Annotated in this window: 21 protein-coding genes; 16 read left to right on the top strand and 5 right to left on the bottom strand. The window is 27.4% G+C overall.

What is annotated here, in order from left to right; all coding sequences use genetic code 11:
* Nucleotides 1-22 precede the first annotated feature (22 nt).
* The 13 genes from miaA (at nucleotide 23) to IC214_RS12790 (ending at nucleotide 13,294) form a co-directional block, all read left to right on the top strand.
* Complete coding sequence (gene miaA / locus IC214_RS12850) at nucleotides 23-958, top strand: tRNA (adenosine(37)-N6)-dimethylallyltransferase MiaA (RefSeq protein ID WP_227823952.1); 936 nt, start codon at nucleotides 23-25, stop codon at nucleotides 956-958.
* Nucleotides 959-1,073: 115 nt separating this feature from the next.
* Nucleotides 1,074-1,334 carry an RNA chaperone Hfq gene (hfq, locus tag IC214_RS12845; protein ID WP_003428780.1) on the top strand — a complete coding sequence of 87 codons (261 nt, stop codon included), beginning with the start codon at nucleotides 1,074-1,076 and terminating at the stop codon, nucleotides 1,332-1,334.
* Nucleotides 1,335-1,457: 123 nt separating this feature from the next.
* Nucleotides 1,458-2,738: a methionine gamma-lyase family protein gene (locus IC214_RS12840; RefSeq protein ID WP_227435134.1), complete on the top strand. Its 1,281-nt coding sequence runs from the start codon at nucleotides 1,458-1,460 to the stop codon at nucleotides 2,736-2,738.
* Between the two features lie 69 nt (nucleotides 2,739-2,807).
* Nucleotides 2,808-4,154 (top strand): M20 family metallopeptidase, encoded by a 1,347-nt coding sequence (locus tag IC214_RS12835; protein WP_227435135.1) that lies wholly within the window; start codon nucleotides 2,808-2,810, stop codon nucleotides 4,152-4,154.
* A gap of 138 nt (nucleotides 4,155-4,292) precedes the next feature.
* Nucleotides 4,293-5,375: an SIR2 family protein gene (locus IC214_RS12830; protein ID WP_227435136.1), complete on the top strand. Its 1,083-nt coding sequence runs from the start codon at nucleotides 4,293-4,295 to the stop codon at nucleotides 5,373-5,375.
* A gap of 83 nt (nucleotides 5,376-5,458) precedes the next feature.
* The gene (locus IC214_RS12825; RefSeq protein ID WP_227866720.1) at nucleotides 5,459-6,091 is read left to right on the top strand and encodes a cyclase family protein; all 633 of its coding nucleotides are present in this window, start codon (nucleotides 5,459-5,461) and stop codon (nucleotides 6,089-6,091) included.
* A 59-nt stretch (nucleotides 6,092-6,150) separates the two neighbouring features.
* Nucleotides 6,151-6,690 carry a prolyl-tRNA synthetase associated domain-containing protein gene (locus tag IC214_RS12820; RefSeq protein ID WP_227435138.1) on the top strand — a complete coding sequence of 180 codons (540 nt, stop codon included), beginning with the start codon at nucleotides 6,151-6,153 and terminating at the stop codon, nucleotides 6,688-6,690.
* 51 nt (nucleotides 6,691-6,741) lie between these two features.
* Entirely contained in the window at nucleotides 6,742-7,428 is a 687-nt protein-coding gene (locus IC214_RS12815; protein WP_227435139.1) for a DUF554 domain-containing protein, read from the top strand.
* Between the two features lie 182 nt (nucleotides 7,429-7,610).
* The gene (locus tag IC214_RS12810) at nucleotides 7,611-8,486 is read left to right on the top strand and encodes a kinase (protein ID WP_227823948.1); all 876 of its coding nucleotides are present in this window, start codon (nucleotides 7,611-7,613) and stop codon (nucleotides 8,484-8,486) included.
* Between the two features lie 357 nt (nucleotides 8,487-8,843).
* Entirely contained in the window at nucleotides 8,844-10,142 is a 1,299-nt protein-coding gene (locus IC214_RS12805; RefSeq protein WP_227435141.1) for an acyl-CoA thioesterase/bile acid-CoA:amino acid N-acyltransferase family protein, read from the top strand.
* A gap of 151 nt (nucleotides 10,143-10,293) precedes the next feature.
* Nucleotides 10,294-11,706, top strand: a complete 1,413-nt coding sequence (locus tag IC214_RS12800; RefSeq protein ID WP_227860402.1) for a hypothetical protein — start codon at nucleotides 10,294-10,296, stop codon at nucleotides 11,704-11,706.
* A 176-nt stretch (nucleotides 11,707-11,882) separates the two neighbouring features.
* Nucleotides 11,883-12,470 carry a TetR/AcrR family transcriptional regulator gene (locus IC214_RS12795; RefSeq protein WP_227866719.1) on the top strand — a complete coding sequence of 196 codons (588 nt, stop codon included), beginning with the start codon at nucleotides 11,883-11,885 and terminating at the stop codon, nucleotides 12,468-12,470.
* Nucleotides 12,471-12,502: 32 nt separating this feature from the next.
* Nucleotides 12,503-13,294, top strand: coding sequence for a class I SAM-dependent methyltransferase (locus IC214_RS12790; RefSeq protein WP_227866718.1), 792 nt, complete (start codon nucleotides 12,503-12,505; stop codon nucleotides 13,292-13,294).
* 114 nt (nucleotides 13,295-13,408) lie between these two features.
* On the opposite strand, the gene IC214_RS12785 is transcribed toward IC214_RS12790, so the two are convergent.
* The 5 genes from IC214_RS12785 to IC214_RS12765 all read right to left on the bottom strand — a co-directional run bounded on the left by IC214_RS12785 (nucleotide 13,409) and on the right by IC214_RS12765 (nucleotide 19,515).
* Nucleotides 13,409-15,826, bottom strand: coding sequence for an FtsX-like permease family protein (locus IC214_RS12785; protein ID WP_227866717.1), 2,418 nt, complete (start codon nucleotides 15,824-15,826; stop codon nucleotides 13,409-13,411).
* Between the two features lie 12 nt (nucleotides 15,827-15,838).
* Nucleotides 15,839-16,504: an ABC transporter ATP-binding protein gene (locus tag IC214_RS12780; protein ID WP_227866716.1), complete on the bottom strand. Its 666-nt coding sequence runs from the start codon at nucleotides 16,502-16,504 to the stop codon at nucleotides 15,839-15,841.
* A gap of 82 nt (nucleotides 16,505-16,586) precedes the next feature.
* Nucleotides 16,587-17,618 (bottom strand): sensor histidine kinase, encoded by a 1,032-nt coding sequence (locus IC214_RS12775; protein ID WP_227830559.1) that lies wholly within the window; start codon nucleotides 17,616-17,618, stop codon nucleotides 16,587-16,589.
* On the bottom strand, nucleotides 17,608-18,294 hold the full coding sequence (locus tag IC214_RS12770) for a response regulator transcription factor (protein WP_227482647.1): 687 nt from the start codon (nucleotides 18,292-18,294) through the stop codon (nucleotides 17,608-17,610). The genes IC214_RS12775 and IC214_RS12770 overlap by 11 nt, the downstream gene beginning before the upstream one ends.
* 156 nt (nucleotides 18,295-18,450) lie before the next feature.
* The gene (locus IC214_RS12765) at nucleotides 18,451-19,515 is read right to left on the bottom strand and encodes a 4Fe-4S dicluster domain-containing protein (RefSeq protein ID WP_227866715.1); all 1,065 of its coding nucleotides are present in this window, start codon (nucleotides 19,513-19,515) and stop codon (nucleotides 18,451-18,453) included.
* Between the two features lie 298 nt (nucleotides 19,516-19,813).
* Here IC214_RS12765 and IC214_RS12760 point away from each other — a divergent pair, with 298 nt between their 5' ends.
* The 3 genes from IC214_RS12760 to IC214_RS12750 all read left to right on the top strand — a co-directional run bounded on the left by IC214_RS12760 (nucleotide 19,814) and on the right by IC214_RS12750 (nucleotide 22,186).
* Nucleotides 19,814-20,458: a TetR/AcrR family transcriptional regulator gene (locus IC214_RS12760; RefSeq protein WP_227435150.1), complete on the top strand. Its 645-nt coding sequence runs from the start codon at nucleotides 19,814-19,816 to the stop codon at nucleotides 20,456-20,458.
* A gap of 145 nt (nucleotides 20,459-20,603) precedes the next feature.
* Nucleotides 20,604-21,275: a response regulator transcription factor gene (locus IC214_RS12755; RefSeq protein WP_227435151.1), complete on the top strand. Its 672-nt coding sequence runs from the start codon at nucleotides 20,604-20,606 to the stop codon at nucleotides 21,273-21,275.
* Nucleotides 21,276-21,277: 2 nt separating this feature from the next.
* Nucleotides 21,278-22,186 (top strand): sensor histidine kinase, encoded by a 909-nt coding sequence (locus IC214_RS12750; protein WP_227435152.1) that lies wholly within the window; start codon nucleotides 21,278-21,280, stop codon nucleotides 22,184-22,186.
* Nucleotides 22,187-22,228 lie beyond the last annotated feature (42 nt).

Raw genomic sequence — 22,228 nt, 5'->3', positions numbered from 1 at the left:
AAAATATATGGAAAGGAATGTTATGAAAAAAATACCACTTATAATACTTACAGGTCCAACTGCTGTTGGAAAGACTGATTTGTCAATAAAGTTAGCAAAAGATATGGATGCAGAGATAATTTCAGCAGATTCTATGCAAATATATAAATATATGGATATTGGAAGTGCAAAAGTTACATCTGAGGAAATGCAAGGAGTAAAGCATTATCTTATAGATGAGGTTAAACCTGACTATCCATTTTCAGTTTCAGAATTTCAACAAAGGGCAAAAAAATATATATCTGAAATAAATCAAAAGGGAAAGTGTGTTTTAGTGACTGGAGGAACAGGTCTTTATCTCAATTCTTTAATATACAATATGGATTTTGCAAAATCTGATGCTAATAATGAATTAAGAAAAGAACTTCAAAAACAACTTCTTGAGAATGGAATAGATTACATGCATGATAGATTAAAATTACTTGATGAAGAAGCTGCTGATAGAATTCATAAAAACAATACAAAGAGAGTTATAAGAGCACTTGAAGTTTGTTTAAGTGGTAATAAAATGAATGATTTTTCAAGTGACTTAAAATTTAATGACGATTATCAACCTATAATAATAGTTTTGAATAGAGATAGAGAGCATTTGTATGAAAGAATAAATATGAGAGTCGATATCATGATAGAGAGTGGTTTAGTTGAAGAAGTTAAAAAACTCCTAAATATGGGATTTAAAAAAGATATGATATCAATGCAAGGTATAGGATACAAAGAGATGTTGAAGTATCTAGATGGAGAATATACATATGAAGAGGCCATTGAAATAATAAAAAGGGATTCTAGAAGGTATGCAAAACGTCAGATAACTTGGTTTAAAAGATATGAAACAGCAAAATGGTTTGATTTGGATAAATATGAAGATATAGATTTATTAAAAAATGAAATAATTATATATATTAAAAATTCTATAAAATAATATATATAAATTTTTAAGTATACAACTTCATATTGAAAATTTATCATAACTTATATAGAATATAAGATAGGAATATTTTAGATGTTCAATTTAATCTTGGGAGGGTACAAATCTAATGAAAAATACAGTTTTAAATTTACAAGATTTGTTTTTAAATAATGCTAGGAAAGAAAGGATACCTGTTACTATATATTTAGTCAATGGAGTTCAAGTCAAAGGGCTTGTAAAAGGATTTGACAGTTATATAATATTGATAGAAGGGGACAATAGACAACAAAACATGATTTATAAACATGCTGTTTCGACTATACAACCTGGTAAATATATTAATTTAACTAATCAAAATCAAAATAATAACAACAATAACAATAGATAACTAATTTAATTTAAGATAATTAAAAGGAGACTTATGCTAACTTATAAACTACAATTTATTTGTTTTAGTAAAATAGTCTCCTTTGATATGTTTAAATAAAATAACAAAGAGACAGGTGATAAAATGCTTAATGAGACAAAAGAATTATTGAAAGGTTACTATGGGATAGATGATGATACTTTTAAATTATCACAAGAAATAATGGAAGATATAAAATATAAGTTTGAGGAAATAAAAGAAATAAGAGAATACAATCAATATAAAGTTTTAAAAGCTATGCAAGAATCTAAATTAAGTGACATGCATTTTAATTGGACTACAGGATATGGATATAATGATATTGGACGTGAAAAAATAGAGGAAATTTATTCAAAAGTTTTTAATACAGAAGATGCTCTTGTAAGACCAATAATTGTAAATGGAACACACGCACTCACTTTATGTATACAAGGAATAGTCAGACCAGGAGATGAAATTCTATCTGTTACTGGAAGACCATACGATACTTTAGAGGGTGTTATAGGTATAAGAGAAGAAAAAGGCTCTTTAAAAGAATATGGTGTTACATATGATGATGTAGATTTTTTAGAAGATGGAAATTTAGATTTAGAAGGAATTAAAAGAAAAATAAATGATAAAACTAAACTTGTTATGATACAAAGGTCAAAAGGGTATTCTTGGAGAAAATCACTTTCAATTAGTGATATAAAAGAAGCCATTGATGTAATAAAATCTGTTAAACCAGAAGTTATAGTAATGGTTGATAACTGTTATGGTGAGTTTCTAGATACTAAAGAGCCAACTGATGTTGGAGCAGATGTTATGGCTGGTTCTCTAATAAAAAATCCTGGAGGTGGACTTGCATTAACAGGTGGGTATATAGCTGGTAGAAAAGATTTAATTGAGCTTATATCATATAGAATGACTTCTCCTGGAATAGGTAAAGAATGTGGTCTTACTTTTGGAACTACTAGAAATGTTCTTCAAGGATTTTTCCTAGCACCCTATGTAGTATCTCAAGCTGTGATGGGAGCTATATTTTGTTCAAGAGCTTTTGAAAAATTAGGATATGATGTATTGCCAAAACATGATGATTTAAGAAGTGATATTATTCAGTGTATTAGACTTAATAATGCTGATGAAGTCATAAGTTTTTGCCAAGGAATACAAGAAGCTGCTCCAGTTGATTCTTATGTTAAACCTGTACCTTGGGATATGCCTGGATATGAAAGTGAAGTTATAATGGCAGCAGGAGCATTTATACAAGGTTCTTCTATAGAACTAAGTGCAGATGCTCCAATAAGACCTCCTTATAATGTTTACTTCCAAGGAGGGCTTACATTTGACCACTCTAAAATGGGTACTTTAAAAGCAATTGAATTTATAAAAAAACTAAAAAAGTAAGCATATTTTTCTTTTAAAAGGTCAAAATATTTACTAGTATATTATGATGAGAATTGAAGGGTGATAATTATGAAAGAACAAATTAAAGAAAAAGTAAGTTCTCTACAAGATGAAATGATTTCTTCAATACAAGAAAGTGTAAAAATACCTAGTGTTATATCTGAGCCAACTAAAAATTTCCCATTTGGAGAAAATATAGATAAGGCTTTAAGAGGTATTTTAGACTTATGTAAATCTTTAGGGTTTAAAACAGTATATAAAGATGGATATTATGGCTATGCAGAAATAGGACAAGGTGAAAAAATGATAGGTATACTTGGTCATGTTGATGTAGTTCCAGAAGGTGACTTAGAAAGCTGGAATTATCCACCATTTGAAGGTGTTTTAGAAGATGGTAAGTTATATGGAAGAGGAACACAAGATGATAAAGGACCTACAATATCAGCAATTTATGCAGTAAAAGCTCTTATGGATTTAAATATAGATTTAAATAAGAGAATAAGATTCATTTTTGGAGCTGATGAAGAAAATCTTTGGAGATGTATAAATAAATACAAAGAAAATAATGAAGAAGTACCAGACTATGGATTTACTCCTGATTCTAGATTTCCAATAACAAATGCAGAAAAAGGTCTTTTACAAGTTCATTTAACATGTGAGAGTAAAAGTGATATAGAATTATCAGTTGGGAAGGCTTTAAATGCAGTTCCAGGAAAAGCAGTTTATATTGGAAAATATTCTGATAAGTTAAAAAAAGAATTAGATAAATTAGGTTTTGAATACACTGTTGAAGGCAATAAAATATGTATAATAGGAAAAAGTGTTCATTCAGCAGCTAGTGATACTGGTATAAATGCAGTAGCTAGACTTTGTATAGCTCTTAATAATATAGGAATAGATTCTAATATAATTAAGTTTTTAGCAGAAGTTATTGGTGAAGATGCTAATGGAAACAATATAGTTCCTAATTGCAAGGATGATGTATCAGGAAAATTAACAGTAAATATAGGTAAAGTAACTATTGATAGTAAAAAAGAATTTGCTGGAATTGATGTAAGAATTCCTGTAACATATAAAAAAGATGATTTTGTAAAAGAACTAAAGAAAATAACAGATAAATATAATTTAGATTATAAAGAATATGATTTCTTAGATTCAATTTATGTTCCAGAAGATACACTTCTTGTTAAAACATTGAGAAAAGTATATGAAGAGGAAACTGGTCTTGATGGAACACCTCTTTCATCTGGAGGAGCAACTTATGCAAGAGCTTTAGACAATTGTGTTGCCTTTGGAGCTATTTTCCCAGGGAAACCAGAAACTGAGCATCAAGCTAATGAACATTTGATAGTAGAGGATATTGTAAAAGCTGCTCAAATATATGCTCTTTCTATTTATGAATTATTAAAGATTTAAATATAAATATAAAGCTGTCTTGTAATAGGATTTTTTCTAGTAAAAGACAGCTTTATTGTTGTATTATTAAATAAGTTAATAAGATAAATATTTAATAGATATAAAAAATAATAGTAATGTTTATATAGGAGGAATTATATGAAAATAGCTATATTTTTGGGAGCAGGAGCTTCAGCTGCAGAAAATTTACCCATTCAAAATGAATTATTTAGTGAATACTTTAAGAAATTAAAACCTAAAAATTATGATACTGATATGAATAGAGAATTGTATGCCTTTTTTAAACAAATGTTTAATATTGACATAAGAAAAGATAATCTAGATAATGCAAATTTTCCAACATTTGAAGAAGTTTTAGGGCTTTTAGATTTAGCAGAACAAAGAAGAGAAGCCTTTAGAAATTTTGGACTTGAAAATTTAAATAATAGAAGTGATAGTATACGTTTTTTAAGACAGTATTTAATACTATTGATGGCTGAAGCAATTCATAATACACCTAGAACAGATAATAAATATCACAAACTTTTAGTTGAAAATCTTTTACAAAATGATTTACTCCTTGATACAACTTTTATTAGTGCAAATTATGATATACATATAGACAATACAGTTACTGGCTTAAGAGATAAAAATGATTTGCCTATTATGCTTGATTATGGTGTAGAATTTACTAATTTTAAGGAAGAATTAAACTGGAGAAAACCAAAAGAACCATTAATTAAACTCTATAAGATACATGGTTCATTGAACTGGCTTTACTGTCCTATTTGCAACAGTTTAACTCTTACACCACATGAAGGTGGTGTTATGAAACTAATTGAAAATAGTTCAGAAACAAAATGTTTGGAGTGTGGAGAACTGACAGAACCAATCATAGTTCCACCAACATATTTTAAGAATATGTCAAATATATTTTTAAGTAATGTTTGGAATGAGACAGAAAAAACTTTGAGAGAGGCTGACCTTCTGGTATTTTGTGGGTATTCATTTCCAGAGGCTGATATGCATATAAAATATATGTTAAAAAGAGTACAAACAAATGGTGGAAAAACACCTCTTAAAATAATGGTGTTTAATAATCATTCACAAAAACAAAGGATTACTTTAAAAAAAGAAGAAAGAAGATATAAGCGTTTTTTAGGAGAAGATGTTATATTTACTGATAATTCTTTTCAAGATTTTTCTATGAACCCATTAAATTTTATAAAAAGTATATACTAATTTGGCAATAATAGGATAAAATCCAATAGAAATAAAGTGAATTTAGGTATATAATAGAAAATAAAACATAGGGGGTATAAAAAATGAAGGTTTTTGATTTAACTCATGTGACACATAATGATATGCCTGTATATGCAGAGACTAATAGACCTGATATAAAAAAAGTAGCTATTATTGAAGAAAATGGATATCAAGAAACATTAATCAGTGTATTTTCTCACAATGGAACTCATATGGATTCACCAAAACATATGTATACTAAAGGTGAATCCTTAGATACATTGGATATAGAAAATTTTGTCGGTAAGGCTTATGTATTAGAACTTGAGCAAGGAAGCAAAAACATAGAATTAGAATATCTAAAAAAATATGAAGATGAAATAAAAAGTAGTGAGTTTATAATATTTAAATCAAGTTGGTCAAAGTTTTGGGATAAAAAGCAATATTATGTAGGTTATCCTACATTAACAGAAGAGGCTGCAAACTATATAGCTGATAGTAATCTAAAGGGAATAGGAATTGATATGTTATCTGTAGATAGATACGACACATCAGCTTTTAAGGTACATCACATTTTATTTGAAAAAGGTAAAATAATAATAGAGAATCTTACAAATTTAGAAGCTGTGCCAGAAAGATTTCTATTTATAGCAGCTCCATTTAAGTATAATGACGCTGATGGTGCTCCAGTAAGAGCAATAGCCATAGTAGAATAATATTTACTATAAAACAGGAGAAGTGTAATATACAAAGTATTAAAGGAGAATATAGCATGATGAGTGATGTAAAAGATAAAATAACAGAATTATCAGATGCAACTGAAGTAAATTTAAATGAAACTAAAATATACAATATTTTAGATAAGTTAAATATTAAATATGAGGTAGTAGAACATGAAGCTGTATATACAGCAGAGCAGTTAGTAATTTTAAATGATATAACAAAAGGATGTCAGTGTAAAAATTTATTTTTAAGAAATGCTAAAGGAAACAAATACTATCTAATTGTAGTTAGAGGGGATAAACATGTTGATTTAAATTCAGTTAAAGAAAAAATAGGAAGTTCTAGGTTATCATTTGCTTCGCCTGAAAGATTATACAATGTACTTAAACTTCTTCCTGGAAGTGTAAATCCTTTTTCATTAGTAAATGATACAGAAAGAAAAGTAGAGCTTTACATAGATGAGGATGTAATTAAAGAAGAGTATTTAAATTTTCATCCAAATATAAATACTAAAACTGTAAATATATCAAAAAAAGGATTTGAAAAATTTTTGGAATATTTGGAATATCCACTACAAATCATTGACATTTAAGTTTTTAATGAACTTAAGCAAAATTTAATTAACTAATCGAGGGGAGAAAAAATGTTTGGAGTAATAGCAAATAGTCTAGCAATCGCAGGTGGGTGTATAGTAGGTCTTATAATCAAAGGTGGTTTACCTCAAAGAGTAAGTGATACTATAATGAATGGAATTGCCCTATGTGTATTATATATAGGGATATCAGGAGCACTAGAGGGAAAGAATACACTAGTGACAATAATATCTATAGCTTTAGGAGCTTTAATAGGAGAGTTAATAGATATTGATAAATGGGTAAATAAATTAGGTGCATTTTTGCAGAGTAGGTTTTCTAAAGGCAATAAAAAGGATTCTATTGCTGAAGGTTTTATATCATCTAGTTTGTTATTTTGTATAGGGGCTATGGCAGTAGTTGGTTCGTTAGAAAGTGGACTTACAGGAAGCCATGATACTTTATTTGTAAAATCAGTAATAGATGGGATAGCTTCTGTTATATTTACAGCTTCTTTAGGTATAGGTGTAATGTTTTCTGCTGTATCTGTATTTTTATATGAAGGTATTATATGTTTAGGGGCATCATTTTTAAATGGATTTTTAAGTGACCCTGTAGTTACAGAAATGACAGCTGCAGGAAGTTTATTAATTATAGGACTTGGTTTAAATGTACTTAAGCTAACAAATATAAAAGTAGCAAATCTATTACCAGCCATATTTATACCAATATTATTTGGTGTATTTGGAGTAATTTAGAGATTAAAAACTTAAAGTTTGTCTAATTTTTTTAAAAACTTTAGACAAATTTTTTATTTAGAAGGAAAATGGCTTTCATCATCAAATTAATAATTATAGTAGAAATAAGTTTAATATTATGATTATAAAGTTTATATTAAATTTATTTTATTGATGAAACTAATGGGGGAGGTTAAAACTCAATGATTACATTTGATGTAAATGGAGCTATTATCAGGTTTGATGATACAAAAAATAATTATAATAAGATAAGAAAAATTTTTAAATTGTATGCTTTAGAAATTTCTAAAAACTTTGAGAGAGATTGTTTAAATAATTTTCAAAATCTAAAACAAATATCAGATAGAGGTCTAAATCTAGGAGAAAAATATATAGAGGAATCTTTTAAGAAAGGAATCGAGACTATAGTGAGTTTTGGAATTATAACTATAGATATTGATACTTTTAAAAGTGTTTATTGTGAAAAATATTTAGATTTTAAAAGGCTTTTTAATAACTTAAATAAAACTTTTATCATACCAAATAAGAATAAAAAAAATAATCATGCAAATTTTTTAGAAATAGAATCTACAGTAAAAAAAATGAGCAATTATTTGTATAATGATTGTTTCAAAATTCATTATGCTGTAATAGATGCGCTTATAGAAAATAGAGTCAGTGAAGTCCATTCTTATATTGATGAAGAATCTATAAAAAAATCTAATGCCTTGTTTAATAATTACAAAGATGGTTTTATTGGAAAAGCAGATGAGTGTAAGGTTGTAAAACAAATAATAACATTAAATCCATATAGAGAAGATGTATACGAGTTTTTGGTAAAGGAAGATGGAGATTTTAGTAAGGAGATTGAAAGATTAACTGAATTTTTAGGATATAATATAAAAGAATATAAGGCTTCTTTAATGGACCTTTATATAAATGAACTAGTAGAGAGCGATGAAAGTGATGCTGAAAATGCAAGAGAGAAGATTGAAAAGTATGCTAAATATATTGGTTGTAGTGATGAAAATCTATATATAGCAAGGGTTAATGCCATATACACTTTTGCCAATGCATAAATTTTGTAAAATTTATAAATAAAGAAATACATGTTTGTACTAAAATTTTAAATAAAAAATACTTATTAAGCTTACTAAAAAATAATTTATATTTTCTAGATAAAACCATTTCTTTAAAGGAGTGGTTTTATTTTTTCTATCACTCAATATAAGCAAAATTTTAAATTACGAATAGCTCATATTACTAAAATAATTTTAAGTAAATAGAAAAGACAATATATTGACTAAATTGGTTCGAGTTGATATAATGAAATAGTCAACATGATGTCTTATATTTGGATTATTCATAGCTTGCTAAAGAAAGCTATTTCAAATATATAAATCATGAGCAATAATTATTACATGGAGGAATCAATTATGAAAGTAAATATATACAATGCAGAATCACTTGTAGATGATAAAATTAAAGTTATAGTTTCAGGCTTAATTCCAAATAGTAAATTAAGAGTATCTATGAAAATGGAATTTCCATGGTGTAAAGGAGAGGAATTCTCATCTTATGGGGTATTTTATTCAAATGAAAAAGGAGAAGTGGATTTAGATTCAATTGAACCTGTAGAAGGGACTTATAAAACTACTGACTGCATGGGGTTAATATATTCTCTGAAAAAATCAAAAACTGAAGGTGAAAATTTTGCAGAAAATATATCTATTGATAAACCAATAATCATGAATATGATATTTGAATCTGATATTGAAAGAAAAGAAGTTAAGTTGAAGAGATTGTTCAAAACAGAAGATATTATCACAAAAGATATATCTGATGAATTTATAGGAAAATTATTTTATAAACAAAACTCTAGTAATAAAACAATTTTAGTTTTAGGGGGTTCTGATGGAAATTTAGATGCTTTAGAACTCCTGGCAGCTCCACTTGCATCTAGAGGGTTCAATGTACTAGCAGTTGCTTATTTTGCTCTAGAAGGATTGCCAAGTAAGTTAGAAGAAGTACCATTAGAATACTTTGAAAAAATATTTAAATGGATTAGTGAAGATGAAATCACTAATACTAAAGAAATATTTGTACATGGGACATCAAAAGGTGGTGAGTTAGCACTTTTACTTGCTTCAAGATATAAACAAATTAAAAAAGTAGTAGTATCACAGCCTCATGCGTATTGTTTTCAAGCACTTGATGGACAAATGAATGGAAAAGATACTTCATCATGGTCATATAAAGGTAAGCCACTTCCATATATCAAGGTAGACAATAATATATTCTTTGAAGACCAGAAAAAAGATATAGAAAAAGGAATTCCATTTGGATTTGCCAGTACTTATAAGAAAAGTATTGAAAGGGCAGACAATAAAGAAGAGGCTAGGATAAAAGTAGAAAATTCTGAAGCTGACATTCTTATGATTTCTGGAAAAGAAGATAATATTTGGAATAGTTATGATGGTTGTGTAGAAATCATAGAAAAACTTAAAAGAAATAATTACCAATATAATGTGGAACTATTAACATATGATAAGATGGGACATCCTTTACCAATTCCATATATTGTACCTCTAAGTGAAACTTTATCTATGAATATGGCTGGAGGAATATTTTCTTCAGGAGGAACTGTAAAAGGTAATGCAAAAGGACAGTTTGAATCATGGAAAAGAACTATTGAATTTTATAAAGAACCTTTATCAATCGATATAAAAAAATAAAAATGGATATATCTTTCTATATATGCACAAAATCTATCAATTTTACAATTTTAATTTATTGTTTATGTAATTTATATGTTATATACTAGTTTTAACAAGATTGATAATTTATAAACAATTAATAAGAGTTATTGAAAGGTGGAGTGAAATTATGGAAAGACTCACTAGAAGTGAACAGCCTCACATAAAATTTGGAATGTTTAAGATACGAATTCCATTTATACATTACAGATTTGAGAAACCGGAAGCTATTCAAGGCATAATATCAAGTATGACAAGCTTAGGAACTATTGGACTTAGCACGCAAATATTAGGATTACCCTATGAAGTAGCATGGAGTATGGCTATCATTAACTCAATATTGTATTGCCTGCATGTTTTTATGGGAGACCCAGTAGTTCCTGGCTGGATTACAGCTTCTATAACTCTTACAACTGCATATTTGTTAAAGTTCAATATTGGTATTGAAAGAATACAAGCATTAACAGCTTTACAAATAGATTTAGGAATTATATTTATTTTAATGGGTATAACAGGTATAGCTGGAAAACTAGTAAATAGAATCCCAAATTCCATCAAAGGTGGAATACTTATGGGAGTTGGTATATCAACTGTAATAGCAGAATTTAGCCCTAAAGGCAGATTTGAATCTTATCCAATATCTATAACAGTTGGGATTTTAGTTGCTTGCTTTGTAATGTTTTCTGAAAAATTCGATGCTCTAAAAGTAAAGAATAAGCTTTTATTTCGATTAGGTCAATATGGAGTGGTTCCAGCTATTTTAGTGAGTTTAATTATAGGAATATTTAGTAAAGAAATAGGAATTCCTAGCTTTAATTTTGAAAATATTATTTATATAATGGATTTTCAAAAATTAATAGATACAGTATCTCCTTTTGGAATAGGTTTTCCAAGTCTAATATTATTTATACAAGGATTGCCAATGGCTTTCATGATATATATAATTGCATTTGGTGATTTTATAACAGGTGAAAATTTAGTTCTTTCTGAAAGTAAAAACAGAACAGATGAGTATATTGATTTTAATTCTAATAGGTCTAATATTATAAGTGGGATAAGAAATATTGTTATGGCAGTTATTTCTCCATATATAGCTATGTGTGGTCCATTAGCTGCAACTCTTACTGGAAGTGTTGCTCAAAGATATAAGGTTGGAAAGGAAGCAATGCAGTCTATTTTTAGTGGTATGGGTACGTTGGTATGGGTTTCAGCTATTTTTATCTGCTTTTATCCAATTGCCCAAATAGCTACGCCTCTTATACCATTAGCATTATCAGTGACACTTTTAGTTCAAGGTTACTTATGTACTAAACTATCAATGGAACTATGTGATACTGGCGTAGAGAGAGGATTAATTGGGCTGATGGGTGGCGTGATTGCTGCTAAAGGTGGAACCTGGGGACTTGTTGTAGGTTTTATACTATATTTTGTCTTAATTGATTCTAAAAAAAGAAAAGAAAGTAATATTAATTCAAAAGAAAGTGATATTAATTCATCAGAAGATTATGTATATGAAATATCATGTAAAAAGAAAAGTATTTAAAGTAAAATATGAGTTGCAATCGTCTATTAATAGATTAATTGCAACTCATATTTTATTTGTCAGCTTCAGGAATGATAAAAAATGCAAAACTATTTCTTGACATAATTTTTTTAATGTGCAACAATTGTTATATAACGTATGTATTTTATAAAAATTTAATGGAGAAGTGAATTTATATGCCACCTAAAGCAAAAATAACGAAAGAAATGATTTTGAATATTGTCTTGGATATTACAAGAGAAACAGGATTTGAAACTGTAAATGCAAGGAGTATCGCAAGTAAATTACAATGTTCCACTCGACCAATTTTTACTTGCTATGAAAATATGGATGAATTAAAAGGTGAATTTCTTGCTTTTGCATATGAATACTATAATCAGTATGTTATTAATTATCATAATTCTGAAAATGTCAGTCAATATTTATTACTTCCACTTTCATACATTGAATTTGCTCAAGAAGAAACACATTTATTTAAGTTGTTGTTTATAAACGATTTAGATTTGATGATGGAAGATCCAAATGATTTCTACAAAGAAATTGATAATGAAAAAAAGGCAAGGCTTTTTTCTGAAAGTATTGGAATAGAGTTAGAATGTGCAAAAGTCATATTTTTAGATTTATTTCTTTATACTCATGGCATAGCTGTCTTAACAGCAACGAAAAAATTGACATTAGATAGAAATAGTGCCGAAAAAATGTTGAAAAATATATTATCAGCTTTTATAAGACAAGAAAAAAATGATTGGAATTTATCTATTTGATGTTTACTAACTAATACATAAGGGGGTGCAATATGAAAATAAACCAATACTTAATTGATTTTTACAATAATTACGACGAAGATAGTCGGTTGGCATTAAAGCATGGAACAGTTGAATTCCTAACTACTATGCATTATATTGAAAAGTACTTAAAACCTAGCGACCGTGTGCTTGAAATTGGTGCTGCAACTGGTCGATATTCTCACACGCTGGCACGTCAGGGATATGACGTTGATGCAGTCGAATTGGTCGAACATAACATAGAAATTTTCCGTAAAAATATTCAATCAAATGAAAATATAACTATTACTCAAGGTAATGCTATGGATTTGTCTGCTTTCTCAGACAATGAATATGACATTACATTGTTGTTAGGTCCGTTGTATCATCTTTATAGCAAAGAGGATAAACAACAAGCTCTACATGAGGCTATCCGTGTAACAAAACATGGTGGTGTGATTTTTGCTGCATATGTTATATCTGATGGCTGCCTTATTGATGAAGGGTTCAACCGAGGAAATATCAATGTAGCTGAATATATTGAAAAGGGCTTGATTGACCCACAGACATTTGCTACCAAGTCAGGTCCTAAGGATTTGTTTGAACTTGTCCGTAAAGAAAACATTGACGATTTGATGTCTGTTTTTCCTGTAACAAGACTGCATTACGTCGCATCGGATGGTTTAGCCCTATGTATGCGTGAAGCAGTCGATGCTATGGATGATGAAGAATTTGAGTTATATTTGAAATATCACTTTGCTACTTGTGAACGCGAAGATTTAATAGGCGTTACGAGTCATGCTATTGATATATTCAGAAAATAAATAATAGAAGTTAAAAAACAAACAGAGGGTCGTAAAATCAAAGTTTTCAGACCCTCTAAATCTTGAAAATCTATGTTGAGTGTAGTATAAAAGTAGCTATTTTTATATATATTTTTATTGAGAGCGTAAACGTTTTGTAATTGATTGTTTTTCTAGATTTCTTATAAGGAATTCAATTATTAATATTTGCATGCCTATTAATATAAATGAAAAAATTAAAATAGAAAGTATAGAGAAATTGAAACTAATGAAGTCTAATCTAACAACATCTTTTATAAAAAAGCAGAGTAATTTTGAACCACAATAACCCAATGTAATTGATACAAATACAGCTTTAATACTCAAATTTAAACCTTCTCGATAGAGCATTTTGCGCAACTGTTTTTTTGTCATTCCAACCGCCTGAAGTAAGGCAAACTCTTTTTTTCTAGTTAATACACTATTTACAAGGATATTTGTCATATTAAGGATACCAAAACAGGAAATTAAACCAACAAATACATATGCAGCTATAATCATATACTTAAAAGCTCTAGTTAGCATTTTATAATCGCTATCATATGAATAAAGGATTAAATTTGAATTATTTTGAATAATATTTAATAGTTTTTCTTCAACTTCTTTTGAATACTTTTTATCGGATAAAATTGAAAAATGTAAATTTGTATTATATGGTGTTATTTTATCTAAAGCCTTGTCTGAAGTAAAGAACATGCATCCTGTATTTGAATTATCAATTATTCCAACTATTTTCATTTGTTTTTTGATGATGTCATTTCCACTAAATATATTAAATGTAATTGTATTTCCAATTTTCAAATCAACTCCATAAGATTTTGTCCTATATTTATTTACAATCAAGCTGTTTGAATCCAATTGCTTATAATCAACTTTACCATTTACAATATACTTTTGGAATGATTTTGCAAGCTCTGGTGTGACACTTTCAATCAAAGTTGTAACATTACTTCCATCTTTATCCTTAATAGAAGGGTATATAACTTCACATTTTATTCCTTTAGATTCAATTACTTTTTGTACTCCATAAATTGATTTGATTTCATTTCTAAGAGTGTTTGTAAATGGATTATTTTGCTGAATTTGTGTAATTCGTTCATACAAATTGTCAATTTTATTTCCAATAATATAATTTTCATTATAAACGAATGTCTGAGACATCTGTTTATTAAAATCTATAGAATTAGACAGACTAGCAATTGAAATAAATAATATTCCACTAATACTCAATGAAATCAATGCTATTAAATTTTTCTTTCTATTTACCTCAATATTTTTTAGTGCTAAATTTTTAATATTTATATAATTAAGTGTTTTAATTTTATTTCTAGATTTAATTTCTGTGTATTGCATAGCTTCAATAGCGGAAGTTTTTGAAATAATTCTAGCTGGCTTATTTAAAGAAATTCTTACAGTCAAAAATATTACTATTGATAATACTAGAATAATAAATAAGTCAGTAGTCATTTGCCATGCTAAAGGCTGAATTATATATGTAATTATGCAGGAAGATATAATGCCTATTGGAATAAAAATAATAGATAAAATATTTCCTTGTAGGTAAATAATCTTTTTCAACTGAAAAGAAGTCATACCAAGTGCTTTCAACTTTGCATACATTTGAACTGAATTAACAACTGAAATATAAAAAATACTATAAATAACAAACAAACTAGAAAAAAGAATAATTACTCCTACTATTAAAACTGTAATAACTTGTTCACCATCAATTAAATTTGATTCAATATAATTATCATTTAAATATATATTATGTTTTTTAATATTTAAAGAGGAACCAATTTCACTTAATTGAGTCTTAATTAAAGTAGGGGATTTTTCTGTATTTTCTTTTGATAATCTAACTAATACATCTACAGTGTTTGGAGTTGCTTCATTAAAATTATTACTTTTGATTTGTAAAGGTGTAGAAGCCATATCCTTGAGATAATCATTGGAAACAACTGTATAGTATTGCTTAGCATTATCTTGATAGTAATTTTCTACAAATCCAACAATAATAAAATCGTTTTGTATTTCTTTGTTAGTAATATCGTCGCGATATTTTAATGTAATGCTATCTCCAAGGTCTTTATTCAAGCCAAGTTCAGATAGATATTTTTCTGAAATAGCAATTTCATATTTATTTGTTGGCATACCGCCCTTTAATAGTTGAAAATTCAGAAGCTCAATTGCAGTGTTATCTACATATATCATTGACATTCTATAATCTGATTTTATCTCACTACCAAGTGACTTATAAACTCCTACACTACTAAAGTTTTTATTTTGCTGTAATAATGTTTTTGATTTTTCATTTACAGATTGATATCTCGCATGATAGGGAGATGAATTAACCAAATCCATAGAGCCATTATATGAAACTAAAGTAGTTGTTAATAATAAACATGTGGAAATCATTATAATAATACCTGAAAGAAAAAATTTAAGTTTATTAATTTTTAAATCATTCAATGCTATTTTTCTAATGAAAGCACCATTATTATTTTTAAACATATATTTCACCTCCTAGTTATAAATTTTTCCATCTTCAATACGAACGATTCTATCTGCTAATTGTGCAATTTCATTATTATGGGTAATCATTACAATTGTTTGGTTAAATTTCTCACTTGTCATCTTAAGTAAGCCTAATACATCTGCACTAGTTTTGCTGTCAAGATTACCTGTTGGTTCATCAGCAAGTACAATAGCAGGCTTCGTCACAAGTGCTCTTGCAATAGCAACACGTTGCTGTTGTCCTCCAGAAAGATTACCTGGTACATCATATAATTTTTCATCTAGTACAAGTAAACTTATAATTTCATTTATAAAGTCTTTATCTAGTGTTTCACCATCCAATCCAATTGGTAAAATGATATTTTCATATACATTAAGTAAAGGAACAAGATTATAATTTTGAAATATAAAACCTATATTTCTACGTCGAAAAATTGTAAGTTGTTCATCATTCATAGTTGATAAATCCTTTCCTCTTATAATGACATTTCCAGATGTAGGATTATCTAAACCTCCCATAATATTTAATAATGTAGATTTACCACTACCAGATGTACCTACAATAGAAATAAATTCACCTTTTTCAACAGATATGCTCACACCATCAAGAGCTTTTGTAATGTTTGAATTTCTCCCATAATATTTTTTTAAGTCTGTTACTTGTAAAATACTCACTATAAAGACCTCCTTTATATATTGTAAATACAGTATATAATCAAAATGTTGCAGAATTATCACAAATAAAATATTTAAAAATTTATTTATTAGGTAAAAATATAGAAAAAGTAGAGCCTTCTTCAATTTTTGATGTAACTTTGATATATCCACCTTGAAGAGATACAATTTTTCTTGAAAGATATAGACCAATTCCAATACCATCTATATCATGTACATCTTCCTCACGATAGAATCTCTTAAAAATTTCTGCTTGGTGACTTTCTGATATGCCTTTTCCAGTATCAGTAATATCTATTTTAGCATACATAACCCAGCATTCTGTAGATATATGTATCTTACCTTTAGGACTTGTGTACTTCACTGCATTGTCTAATATATTGAAAATAGCTTCAGAAGTCCATTTTTTGTCATGACATATATATAAGTTTGAATCACAATCAACTGTAACTTCAATGTCCTTTTTTTCAGCATCAAATAAAATTCCACTAAGTGAAGTCGCAATTGTTTCATAAAGCGAATTCTTCTTTTTAGATAATGAAATTATACCTGTCTCTAGTCTTGAAGTTTTTATCATAGACTGCATTAAAAATTCTAATTTATCTAATTGACCTTGCATATCCATCAAAAACTCATTTTGAATTTCAGTTTTAAGATTCTGATTCAGTAGAGTATTATTAATTATCTTTAAATTTGCAATAGGAGTTTTGATTTGATGAGAGATATCAGAAACTAATTCTTGTAAATCAGCTTTTTCCATAGCAATATTGTGGCGATTTTCTTGAATGACTTCATACATTCTAATCAGTCTATGATTAATACGTGACAAAAGTGTTTCTTCCTCCAAAGTAATTTCCAGATTATCTTTACTATTCATCATCTTATCTAAGGTTAAACATATCTCAGAGCAAAATAGAGTTATTTTTTTATGAAGTAAGAGCATGATTAATAATATAAAACCAGAGAATATTATTGTGTATATCAATAATAGAACAACTATTTTAAAATCATTAGTTATTATATAAATTGCTATATTGAATAGAATAGCTGTAAGAGCCATACTAACAGCAATTATTAAATAAAGAGTATTAAAAGAAAAATTTTTAAAATTCATTTTTTTCACCTATCCACATGTATCCCATACCATACACTGTTTTAATGTATTGAGAGCTATCTTTTTCAATTTTACTTCTAATTCTACTTATAACAGATGTCAAAGTATGTTCATCTACAAAATTAGCATCTATATCCCAAAGTTTTTCTAAAAGTATTTTTCTTGTTAGAATGGTTTTGGGATTCTCAATAAATAGTTTTAAAGTACGATATTCTAATGGTGTAAATACAATTTGATTGTCATTTATATATGCACAGAACTCAGAAAAGTTAATCTTGAGATATCCATCATCATAGCAATCTTGTTTTGTTTTTGTTGTAATATGATTTAAAAGTGCTCTTACTTTTTGTTTAAACACATTGATATTAAATGGTTTTGTTATATAATCCAAAGCTCCAAGTTCATAACCTTTAATCATATCATATTCCATATCATTGGCAGTTAAAAAAATTATAGGGATATCATAATTTTCTTTAATTTTCTTGCACAAATCAAATCCACTTCTATCTGGTAGATTAACATCTAAAATAATTAAATCAAATTTGTGCTTAACAATAGATTCTAAAGCAGATATAGCTGTAAATTTTGAAATAACCATATATCCCTCTTCATTTAAGTTGTACGATAGTGTTTTATTTAATATAGTATCATCTTCAACTACTAATATTTTTTTCATATATTCACTCCTTTTATGTTTAATATTCTATATAAAGCTAATTATATAATCAAAATGTTGCTAAATTATCATATTATATTCATATAAATAAAATACTTAATAAATAATCTGTCCTAGAATTTATCATGGGACAGACTATTTATTAAATATATAAAATTATTTTAACCAAGATGGATTTCCAGGTACAAATATTCTTTTACCAAATTTTGAAGTATATTCATCCAAAGCTTTCTCAATAAGCTCATTATTGCCTTTAAAAGAAGTAGTGTTTTTTATAGTTTCAAGGTTTTGGCTAAATGGGCAAGCAGATATACACATACCACAGTCTGTGCCTAAATATCTCCATTTAATGTAACATGTTTCATGTTCAATCACCCAATTATATTTTCCATCATCACCAATTTTAATATCATTAGAAAGTGAGTGAGAAGGGCAATTAAAAGAACATTTTTTACATACTTTGCAAAAATCTTCAAGTCCAAAATCAACATATTCATCTTCTATAAGTGGAATATCTGTAGTAACAACCCCTAGTCTAAGTCTAGAACCATAATCTTTATTTGTAAGTATTGCGTTTCTTCCTATATCACCCAATCCAGCATCACGAGCTATAAAAACAGGCATTACTAGATAATTAGCATCCATATGATTTCTAGCATCATATCCTAGGTTTCTTATGTAATAACTTAAAATCATACCAACAATAGATGCACCTACATAACATTTTGAAGTTTCTATAACTTCACATATCATCGGGGCTCTGTTTATCATTTCTTTATCCATTTCACATCCAAATACAATTGCATATTTGTGAGATAGATTAACTTCCTCACCATAGTTTTCTTCATGTCTACCTCTATTTGTATAAATATGATAATCTTTTAATCTAGTTATACCAACCACAGAAGCTCCATATTGCTTTGCAAACCCTTTTATCTTTTTAGTCATAGATTTTGCATCTACATCCACTTTATTGTCACAAACTTTTCCTTCACATAGTGATTTTATATCAGATAAAAAGTCAAATGCACTACTTGCCATTGGAGAATTTATCTCATTATAAGTCATAGTTCCTTCACTACATAAATTTGGTCTACTTCTTATACTATCATCAACTTCTTTTTTTTCAGGATTTTTCTCATAATAGTCATTATAAGCAAAACCATTTTTTTTATAATTTGCTCTTGCAAACATAGTATTTCTTTCATCAACCCTTTTCAATTCTATTCCCCCTAGTAAAAGTATAATTAAATCATATAACCTTATCCTTACATAATTTAATTATATAAGAATAAGGTTATATTTTCAATTTAAGCGTCATTAAATTAAATAATATGTATTTATATATGTTTTATAATATTTTTACATATAAATTATATTAATGATAAATAATAAGAAATTTAAGAATAAATACGATTTGTTGTCTTTAAATGGTGTGTATTGACATACTGTAAAAAATCTTATTATAATAAATGTATGAACAATTAATATAAATTGATAAAGAAAGAAGTGAATTTATATGTCAAGAAATAAACATTCTGACAAGATGAGAAGTCAGATATTAGACGTTGCGTGGAAAATATTCGAAGAAAATGACTATGATGATGTAACTATGCAACAAATTGTGGATACTCTTGATATATCTAAAGAATCTGTATACTACCATTTTAAAGATAAAGAACTCCTGTTCGAAGAGATTATATCAAGTAATTTAAAAGTAGAGATGGAAAATTTAAAGTTAATATTAAATAATCCTAACTTTACGATTAGAGAAAAAGTGTCTGAATTTATCTTACACATATCTAGTTCAGAAATAAGGAAAAAATTGATTGATTATATGTGCCTCCAAAAAAAACCTATCTTATTTATGAAGAGTATAAGAGCATCTACGCTTGAAATGACCCCTTTACTATCTTGCTTAATAAAACAAGGTGTTGAAGAAGGCATTTTTAAAACTGATTATCCAAACGAAATGTCTGAAGTATTTATAATATTAATAAATATTTGGTTAGACCCAGTATTGTTTAATGAGAGTACAGAAAAACATTTCAAACGTATTGAGTGTCTTGCTAATTTATTAAGTGCAAGTGGTGTACATATTATAACTGATAATGATTTAAAATCAATTAAAGCCTTTTATAGAGAATGTTCTAAAGGTGAATAGTCTATAAATAAAAAACTGTAACTAGATTTGAGAAAAAACAAATTTAATTACAGTTTTTTTAGTAAAATAGGTGTATCAATATATTTTTAACAAAAGATAAGAAGAAATACTATTTTAAAAATTTAAAAATAAAAGGAGTAGAAAATTGAATTTATTAATTATTGAAGATGATACAAACTTAAATGAAGGTCTTTTTTATGCTTTTGAAAGTGAAGGATTTAATGTTTTAAAAGCTTATACAAAACAAGAGGGCTTACATATATTTAATAATAAAAATATAGATTTTATAATTTTAGATTGTAATCTGCCAGACGGAAATGGATTTGATATATGTAAGCAAATACGAGAAATGTCAGATATTCCAATTATAATGCTTACTGCAAGAGATTCAGAGATTGATGAGGTAACAGGATTAGAAATAGGTTTAGATGATTATATCACAAAGCCGTTTTCTTTGTCTGTATTAAAAGCGAGGGTTAAAGTAGCAATAAGAAAAAAATCAAATAATAAAGTGCTGTATTCTAATGGTATAAGATTAGACCAAAAGTTATTAAAGGTGTATAAAAATGAAGTAGATTTGGAACTTAGTGCTGTAGAATATAAGCTTATTAATTATTTAATTGAGAATAAAGGACAAATATTATTGAAGGAACAAATTTTACATCATATATGGGATAGTGAAGAAAATTATGTTGATGAGAATATTATATCTGTAAATATAAGAAGACTTAGAATGAAGGTAGAGGATAATCCATCTAATCCAAAGTATATAAAAACAGCTTATGGAATGGGCTATCTATGGAATGAGGTGGAATAAATATGTTACTATTATTTGTTGCAATATGTATGATAATTATAGCTATAATAACTATTAAAAAAAGTCAAAATACATGTGACGAATTAAGTCTAATGCTAAATCAATTATTGGAAGGTAAAGAAATTTCTTATCCAGATACAAAAGATACAAGAATATCAAAAATTTCTTACCAAGTAAAAAAAGTTAAAGATATGATAGAGATAGAAGTAGAGCAGTCAAAATCAGAAAAGGAAGCAATTAAAAGTTTAATTTCAAATATGTCACATCAATTAAAAACACCACTTTCAAATATTACCATTTACTGTGAACTTTTAGAAAATAGTAATCTTCCTACATCAAAAAAAGTAGAATTTTTACAAAAAATGAAAAATCAAACTTTTAAAATTGACTGGTTATTAGAGTCTCTATTTAAGATGACTAAATTAGAAGATGGGGTTATCAAATTTGAAGCAGAAGAACTACTAATTAAAGACACTATTGTTCAAAGTATTAGTACTGTTTTTAATAAAGCAGAATCTAAAAACATAAAAATAAATTTAGAAATATTTTCAGATATAAAGTTATTTCATAATAAAAAATGGACTATAGAGGCAATTGTAAATGTCTTAGAAAATGCAATAAAATATTCACCATCAAATAGTATGATTACTATTTCTGTAGAAAAAATGGAACTATACACTAAAATTATAATCAAAGATGAAGGAATAGGCATTGATGGTAAAGAGTTGAACAATATTTTTAAACGATTTTATAGAGGTAAAAATGTTGAAAATCAAAATGGTACAGGAATTGGTCTCTATCTTACAAGATTAATTTTAGAAAAAGAAAAAGGGAATATTATAGTAGAATCCAAATTAGGAAGCGGAAGTTGTTTTAGTATCTTCTTACAAAATTGTAAGAGTTTAAATTAACTTTGTAGGATGGGTGTAATTATCGTCACTTACAATATCTTA

The organism is Clostridioides sp. ES-S-0190-01 (genome assembly GCF_020658275.1).
Taxonomy (GTDB): domain Bacteria; phylum Bacillota; class Clostridia; order Peptostreptococcales; family Peptostreptococcaceae; genus Clostridioides.
The sequence above is the reverse complement of the archived record's forward strand: the minus strand, read 5'-3'. Positions and strand labels throughout refer to the sequence as shown.